Source organism: Streptomyces sp. NPDC017890 (assembly GCF_044328675.1).
Classification (GTDB): Bacteria; Actinomycetota; Actinomycetes; order Streptomycetales; family Streptomycetaceae; genus Streptomyces.
On sequence record NZ_JBIRHU010000009.1, the window covers coordinates 275,438 to 282,152 of the forward strand.

7 protein-coding genes are annotated in these 6,715 nt (G+C 70.8%); 6 read left to right on the forward strand and 1 reads right to left on the reverse strand.

The window, feature by feature from the left end; all coding sequences use genetic code 11:
* The first annotated feature begins 16 nt into the window (after positions 1–16).
* The 5 genes from ACH4F2_RS14765 (at position 17) to ACH4F2_RS14785 (ending at position 4,688) form a co-directional block, all read left to right on the forward strand.
* A complete protein-coding gene (locus ACH4F2_RS14765; protein WP_398133080.1) occupies positions 17–1,477 on the forward strand; it encodes an aldehyde dehydrogenase family protein in 1,461 nt (486 codons plus the stop codon).
* 133 nt (positions 1,478–1,610) lie between these two features.
* A complete protein-coding gene (locus tag ACH4F2_RS14770; protein WP_398133081.1) occupies positions 1,611–2,159 on the forward strand; it encodes a DinB family protein in 549 nt (182 codons plus the stop codon).
* A gap of 24 nt (positions 2,160–2,183) precedes the next feature.
* Positions 2,184–2,843 carry a PadR family transcriptional regulator gene (locus ACH4F2_RS14775; RefSeq protein ID WP_398133082.1) on the forward strand — a complete coding sequence of 220 codons (660 nt, stop codon included), beginning with the start codon at positions 2,184–2,186 and terminating at the stop codon, positions 2,841–2,843.
* 109 nt (positions 2,844–2,952) lie between these two features.
* Entirely contained in the window at positions 2,953–3,894 is a 942-nt protein-coding gene (locus tag ACH4F2_RS14780) for an ATP-binding cassette domain-containing protein (protein WP_398133083.1), read from the forward strand.
* A 35-nt stretch (positions 3,895–3,929) separates the two neighbouring features.
* Positions 3,930–4,688, forward strand: coding sequence for an ABC transporter permease (locus ACH4F2_RS14785; protein ID WP_398133099.1), 759 nt, complete (start codon positions 3,930–3,932; stop codon positions 4,686–4,688).
* Between the two features lie 94 nt (positions 4,689–4,782).
* On the opposite strand, the gene ACH4F2_RS14790 is transcribed toward ACH4F2_RS14785, so the two are convergent.
* On the reverse strand, positions 4,783–5,622 hold the full coding sequence (locus ACH4F2_RS14790; RefSeq protein ID WP_398133084.1) for a lysostaphin resistance A-like protein: 840 nt from the start codon (positions 5,620–5,622) through the stop codon (positions 4,783–4,785).
* Positions 5,623–5,863: 241 nt separating this feature from the next.
* On the opposite strand from ACH4F2_RS14790, the gene ACH4F2_RS14795 reads away from it, so the two are divergent.
* Positions 5,864–6,625, forward strand: coding sequence for a MerR family transcriptional regulator (locus ACH4F2_RS14795; protein WP_398133085.1), 762 nt, complete (start codon positions 5,864–5,866; stop codon positions 6,623–6,625).
* The last annotated feature ends 90 nt before the right edge of the window (positions 6,626–6,715 follow it).

Here is a 6,715-nt window from a genome sequence, read left to right on the forward strand (position 1 = left end):
GGGATTGAGGGAACACATGTCGTCGTACTTCACCGACCTTGCCCAGCAGTACATCGACGGCGAGTGGCGCGCGGGCACCGGCTCCTGGGACATCATCGACTTCAACCCGTACGACGACGAGAAGCTGGCCTCGATCACCATAGCCACCGTCGACGAGGTCGACGCCGCCTACCGGGCGGCCGAGCGCGCGCAGAAGCAGTGGGCGGCGACGAACCCGTACGCGCGCCGCACGGTGTTCGAGAAGGTGCTGCGGCTCGTGGAGGACCGCGAGGCGGAGATCAGCGAGGCGATCACCGCGGAGCTGGGCGGGACCCGTCTGAAGGCCGCCTTCGAGCTGCACCTCGCCAAGGAGTTCCTGCGCGAGGCGGTCCACCTGTCGCTGCGCCCCGAGGGCCGGATCGTCCCCTCGCCGGTCGACGGCAAGGAGAACCGCGTCTACCGGGTGCCGGTCGGTGTCGTGGGCGTCATCAGCCCCTTCAACTTCCCCTTCCTGCTCTCCCTGAAGTCGGTCGCCCCGGCCCTCGCCCTCGGCAACGGCGTCGTCCTCAAGCCGCACCAGAACACGCCGGTCGTCGGCGGCACCCTGATCGCGAAGCTCTTCGAGGACGCCGGCCTGCCGGGCGGCCTGCTCAACGTCGTGGTCACCGACATCGCGGAGATAGGCGACGCCTTCCTGGAGCACCCGGTCCCGAAGGTGATCTCCTTCACCGGCTCCGACAAGGTCGGCCGCCACGTGGCCACCGTCTGCGCCGCGAACTTCAAGCGTTCCGTCCTCGAACTCGGCGGCAACAGCGCCCTGGTGGTCCTCGACGACGCCGACGTCGACTACGCGGTCGACGCCGCGGTCTTCAGCCGGTACGTCCACCAGGGCCAGGTCTGCATGGCCGCCAACCGTGTCCTGGTCGACCGCTCGGTCGCCGACGAGTTCACCGACAAGTTCGTCGCCAAGGTGCGGACCCTCAAGGCCGGCGATCCCCGTGACCCGGAGACCGTCATCGGCCCGGTGATCAACTCCTCGCAGGCGGACGCCCTGTCCGGTGTCGTGGAGCAGGCGCTCGCCGAGGGCGCGACCGCCCTGGTGCGCGGCGCGACCACGGACAACCTCGTCGAGCCGTCGGTCCTGACCGGCCTGCCCGCCGACTCCGCCCTGCTGCGGCAGGAGGTCTTCGGCCCGGTCGCCTTCCTCGTCCCGTTCGACGGCGAGGAGGAGGCCGTACGCCTGGTCAACGACACCCCGTACGGCCTGAGCGGCGCCGTGCACACCGGGAACATCGAGCGCGGCGTCAACTTCGCCAAGCGGATCGACACCGGCATGTTCCACGTGAACGACGGGACCGTGCACGACGAGCCGATCGTGCCCTTCGGCGGTGAGAAGCACTCCGGCGTGGGCCGCCTCAACGGTGACACCATGCTGGACGCCTTCACCACACAGAAGTGGATCTCCGTGCAGCACGGCCGGAGCGGGTTCCCGTTCTGAGCCTCCCTTCCCGGGACGTTTCCCCGGACGCTTTTCCCCGTCGGGTCCTTGCGGACAGAAGCTGACCGCAAGGGCCCGTAGTTTCGTCGGTGTCGGGAGGAAGGCCCCCGGCCCCGACGAAAGGCGGCCCGTCATGGTCACTCACGTGCGACCCGAAGCGCAGGGCGACGAGCGCGGAGCGCTGCTGTCCTTCCTGGCGGAGCAGCGCGGTGGCATCAGGCGCTCGGTGCTGGGCCTGACGGACGAGCAGGCGTCGTCCCGGCCCAGCGCCGGCGAACTGTCCCTGGCCGGACTGGTCAAGCACGTCGCCGAGGTCGAGCAGGGCTGGATCGCCCGCGCGAAGCAGGAAGCGCCGGCCGTAGCGCGGGACGAGTCGAACTGGCACGAGTGCTTCACCCTGGTCGGCGACGAGACGGTCGCCTCCCAGCTGGCGTACTGGGAGGAGGTAGCCGCCGGGACGGAGGCGTTCGTCCGCTCGGTGCCCAGCCTCGACGACACCTTCCCGCTGCCGAACGATCCCTGGTTCCCGCCGGACGAGCGCGTCTCGATGCGCTGGCTGTGCCTGACCCTGATCCGCGAGACGGCCCGGCACGCCGGCCACGCCGACATCATCCGCGAGTCGCTGGACGGCGCCTCGGCCTGGGACCTGGTGGCGAAGGAGCGGGGCAGCGCCTTCGGGTGACCGGACGCGGCCTAACCTGGGCGCATGTCAGTGATCCGTCTCCTCGTGCTCGGCGCGGTCCGCCAGCACGGGCGGGCCCATGGCTACCAGGTGCGCAACGACCTGGAGTACTGGGGCGCGCACGAGTGGTCCAACGCCAAGCCCGGTTCGATCTACCACGCGCTGAAGCAGATGGCCAAGCAGGGCCTGCTGCTCGCCCACGAGATCGCCCCGTCGACCGTCGGCGGCCCGCCGCGCACGGAGTACGAGATCACGGAGCGGGGCACCGAGGAGTTCTTCGGCCTCCTTCGCGCGTCCCTCACCGCCTACGACCAGAAGCCGGACGTGCTCTCGGCGGGGCTCGGTCTGATGGTCGACCTGGAACGCGAGGAGGTGCTCGCCCTCCTGGAGGAGCGGGTCCGGGCCATCCGGCAGTGGCGCAAGTCCGTCACCGAGTACTACACGCCCGAGGACGGCCCCGGGCAGCTCGGCCACATCGGCGAGATCATGAACCTGTGGGTGCACTCCGCGGACAGCGGCGCCGAGTGGACCCGCGCGCTCATCGAGCGCATCCGCGGCGGTGCGTACACGTTCGCCGGGGAGGGCGAGCCGTTCGTCGGCGTCCTGGGCGAGGGCGAGCAGAACCCGTACGCCGGGCAGGACCCGTACGCGGCGGAGGAGCGGCCTGCGGGAGACCACGGCTGATCGGCAACCGGCGGCCGTTCGGAGAAGTTCAGCTAATCAAGTTTGACTAAGTGCCTCGGCGGGGATACGGTCCCAGGCGAGTAATCAAGTTTGACTAATGGGGGGGGCAGTGGCCGACACAGCGATCACCGTCGAACGGGCACGCAAGAGGTACGGCAGCAAGAACGCGTTGGACGGACTCGACCTCACGGTCACGCGCGGCACGGTGCACGGCGTGCTGGGTCCCAACGGCGCGGGCAAGACCACGCTGGTGCGGGTCCTGTCGACCCTGTTGCGGCCCGACGAGGGCCGGGTCGAGGTGGCAGGGCACGACGTCGTGACCGACGCGTACGCCGTACGGCTGCGCATCGGCCTGCTCGGCCAGCACGCGGCGCTCGACGAGGAACTCGGCGGCCGGCAGAACCTGGAGATGTTCGGCCGCCTCCACCACCTGGGCGCCCGGCGGGCACGCGCGCGTGCCGACGAACTCCTGGCGCGCTTCGACCTCACCGACACCGGACGCAAGCCGGTCAGCGCGTACAGCGGCGGCATGCGCCGCCGCCTGGACCTCGCCGCGTCCCTGATCACCGAACCGGAGGTGCTCTTCCTGGACGAACCGACCACCGGCCTCGACCCACGAGGCCGCGCCGAGGTGTGGGACTCGGTCCGTTCCCTGGTGGGCGGCGGCACGACGGTCCTGCTCACCACCCAGTACCTGGAGGAGGCCGACCAGCTCGCCGACCGCATCTCGGTCGTCGACGCCGGCCGGGTCGTCGCCGACGGCACCCCGGACGAACTGAAGGCCGCCACCGGCGGCGACCGCGTCGACGTCGTCCTGCGCGACCCCGGCCGACTCGGCGCCGCGGCCGCCCTGCTGCCGCTCACCGGCGTCCGCGTCGACGCCGACCGCCGGCTGCTCAGCGCGCCGGTCACCGACCGCATGGCGGCGCTCTCCGGTGTCGTACGGGCGCTGGAGGAGGCGGGCCTGGAGGCGGAGGACGTGGCCCTGCGCCGCCCGACCCTGGACGAGGTGTTCCTGCACCTCACCGACCGCACCGAGGAGGCCGTGTGAGTACCGGCGTGAGCACGAGCACCGTCACGAAGCCCATGACGTACGCCCTGACCGACTCGTGGACCATGACCCGCCGGGAACTGTCCCGCTGGGGGAGGCAGCCGGTCACGGTCGTCGTCAACCTGGTCTTCCCGGTCATGCTGCTGCTGATGTTCGGCTACCTGGTCGGCGGCGGCCGGGGTGTGAGCGGCGACTACGTCGACTACCTGGTCCCCGGCATGCTGGCCCTCACCATGGCCTTCGGCCTGGAAGGCACCATGATCGCCGTCACCCAGGACCTCAACAAGGGCGTCGTCGACCGCTTCCGCTCCCTGCCGATGACCAACGGCGCGGTCCTGGTGGGCCGTTCCGCCGCCGACATGCTCCAGTCGGCGCTCGGTCTCTCCGTGCTGATCGCGGTCGGGTACGCGCTCGGCTGGCGGGCCCACGGCGGTCCGGGTGCCTTCCTGGGCGCGGTGGGCCTGCTGCTGCTCTTCCGGTTCGCCATGCTCTGGATCGGCATCTTCCTGGCCCTGGTGGCGGGCAGGCCCGAGATGGTGCAGGCGGTGCAGATCCTGGTCTGGCCGGTCGGATTCCTCTCCAACGCCTTCGCCGCGCCGGACTCCATGCCCGGCTGGCTGGGCACGGTCGTCCGGTGGAACCCGATGTCCCAGACCGCCACGGCCGTCCGCGACCTCTTCGGCGGCCCCGGCGGCGAGTCCGGCCACGTGTGGGCGGCGGTCGTCTGGCCGCTGGCCCTGCTCGCGGTGTTCTTCCCGCTGGCGGTGGGGAGGTTCGCGCGGCTCAGCCGGTGAGTGCGGGGATGTCACCCCTGACTCACGGCCACGCGTCCGCCCCCGCTCGTAGGGTGAGCGGGGGCGAGATCTCGTGGTCGGCGGACACCGGGTGTCAGCGGTGTCCGCGGCGCATGGGTACGAGGTTGCCGCGGCGGTGGGCGGCGATGAGCATGGGGATCGCGATCAGCAGGCTGATGATGACGGGCACGATCGACGCCTCCAGGCCGAAGTCTCCGCCGGTCACCAGGTCGGGGCCGGTCGGAGTGGTGGTCATGAGGCCTTCCGAGGCGTGGCCGGAGACGGGGATGCCGATCAGGCCCAGGGCGGTGTTCCAGGCGAAGTGCAGGCCCACGACGAACCAGATGTTGCGCTTCCACAGGAACGCGGCGCCGAGGAGGACGCCGGCCTCGACGGCGATCGCGGTCGAGCTCCACAGTGTGGCGCCCGGGTTGGCCGCGTGCAGTCCGCCGAACAGTGCCGCGGTGATCGCCAGAGCCGCCCAGCTGCCGCACATCTTCTCCAGTGCCTGGAGGGCGAGGCCGCGGAAGAGCAGTTCCTCGGTCACGGCGGCGCCGACCTGCATCGCGGCCATGCTCGCCACGATCGACAGGCCGTTACCGGGCCGCTCGTCGAACGAGAACTCGGTGAGGAGCGTGAGCATCGACACGGTGATGAGAACGAGGCCGATCGCGACGCCGGACAACGTCTGGATCACGGACCCCGACTTCGCGATCTCCGGTACGTCCCGCCGGGCGAGGTGGCGCATGACCGCCCAGTAGATGACAACCGCCACGGCCGCAGCCACGACGGCGACCACCCCGCCCACCGCGGCCAGGCTGGACGCCAGGCCCACACCCACTGTCCCGGTCAGCATCCAGCCGAAGGGAGACTGGAGGAAGCGGCCACCTTTTTGACGTGTGGGCTGCGGGGACGTGGTGTGCGTCGTGCTCATGGTGACCTCCGTACGGCATCGGCAGCGTTCCTTCCGCGGCCTGCCGAGAACGCTATGAGAATGCCGACTCCGGCGAATCACCCCCGAGTGGACTGCTCCGGGTAGCTCCCACGGGGGACACGGGGCGCCGGATGCCGTGGAAGGCGGGGCGCTCAAGGGTGTGACACCCGGGACCGCACCGGGCTTGCACCTCACGTCACGTGAGGAGGCACCGTGAAGGGCGTCAGAGAAGGGAGCGGAAGTGAGCTACTCCGTGGGACAGGTCGCCGGCTTCGCCGGAGTGACGGTGCGCACCCTGCACCACTACGACGACATCGGCCTGCTCGTACCCAGTGAGCGCAGCCACGCGGGTCACCGGCGCTACGGCGACGCCGACCTCGACCGGCTGCAGCAGATCCTGTTCTACCGGGAGCTCGGCTTCCCGCTCGACGAGGTCGCCGTCCTGCTCGACGACCCGGCCGCGGACCCGCGCGCGCACCTGCGCCGCCAGCACGAGCTGCTGTCCGCCCGGATCGAGAGGCTGCAGAAGATGGCGGCGGCCGTGGAGCACGCCATGGAGGCACGCAACATGGGGATCAACCTCACGCCCGAGGAGAAGTTCGAGGTCTTCGGCGACTTCGACCCCGACGAGCACCAGGAGGAGGTCCGGGAGCGCTGGGGCGACACCGACGCCTACCGCCAGTCGCAGGAGAAGACCGCCTCGTACACCAAGGAGGACTGGCAGCGCATCCAGAACGAGGCCGACGAGCTCACCCGGCGCTTCGTCGCCCTGATGGACGCCGGTGAGCCCGCCGACTCCGAGGCGGCCATGGACACCGCCGAGGACCACCGGCAGGGGATCGCCCGCAACCACTACGACTGCGGGTACGAGATGCACACCTGCCTGGGCGAGATGTACGTATCGGACGAACGTTTCACGCGGAACATCGACACCGCGAGGCCGGGCCTCGCCGCCTACATGCGCGACGCGATCCTCGCGAACGCCGTCCGGCACACCTCCTGAGCAGTCGTGGGGGGGGGGGGGCCCCCCCGGCCCCCCCCCCCCCCCCCCCCCCCCCCCCCCCCCCCCGCCCCCCCCCCCCCCCCCCGGCCC

Coding starts and splice junctions, on each gene's coding strand:
- ACH4F2_RS14765 (WP_398133080.1), top strand. CDS start 17: ATGTCGTCGTACTTCACCGACCTTGCCCAGCAGTACATCGACGGCGAG.
- ACH4F2_RS14770 (WP_398133081.1), top strand. CDS start 1,611: ATGGTCACTCACGTGCGACCCGAAGCGCAGGGCGACGAGCGCGGAGCG.
- ACH4F2_RS14775 (WP_398133082.1), top strand. CDS start 2,184: ATGTCAGTGATCCGTCTCCTCGTGCTCGGCGCGGTCCGCCAGCACGGG.
- ACH4F2_RS14785 (WP_398133099.1), top strand. CDS start 3,930: ATGACGTACGCCCTGACCGACTCGTGGACCATGACCCGCCGGGAACTG.
- ACH4F2_RS14790 (WP_398133084.1), bottom strand. CDS start 5,622: ATGAGCACGACGCACACCACGTCCCCGCAGCCCACACGTCAAAAAGGT.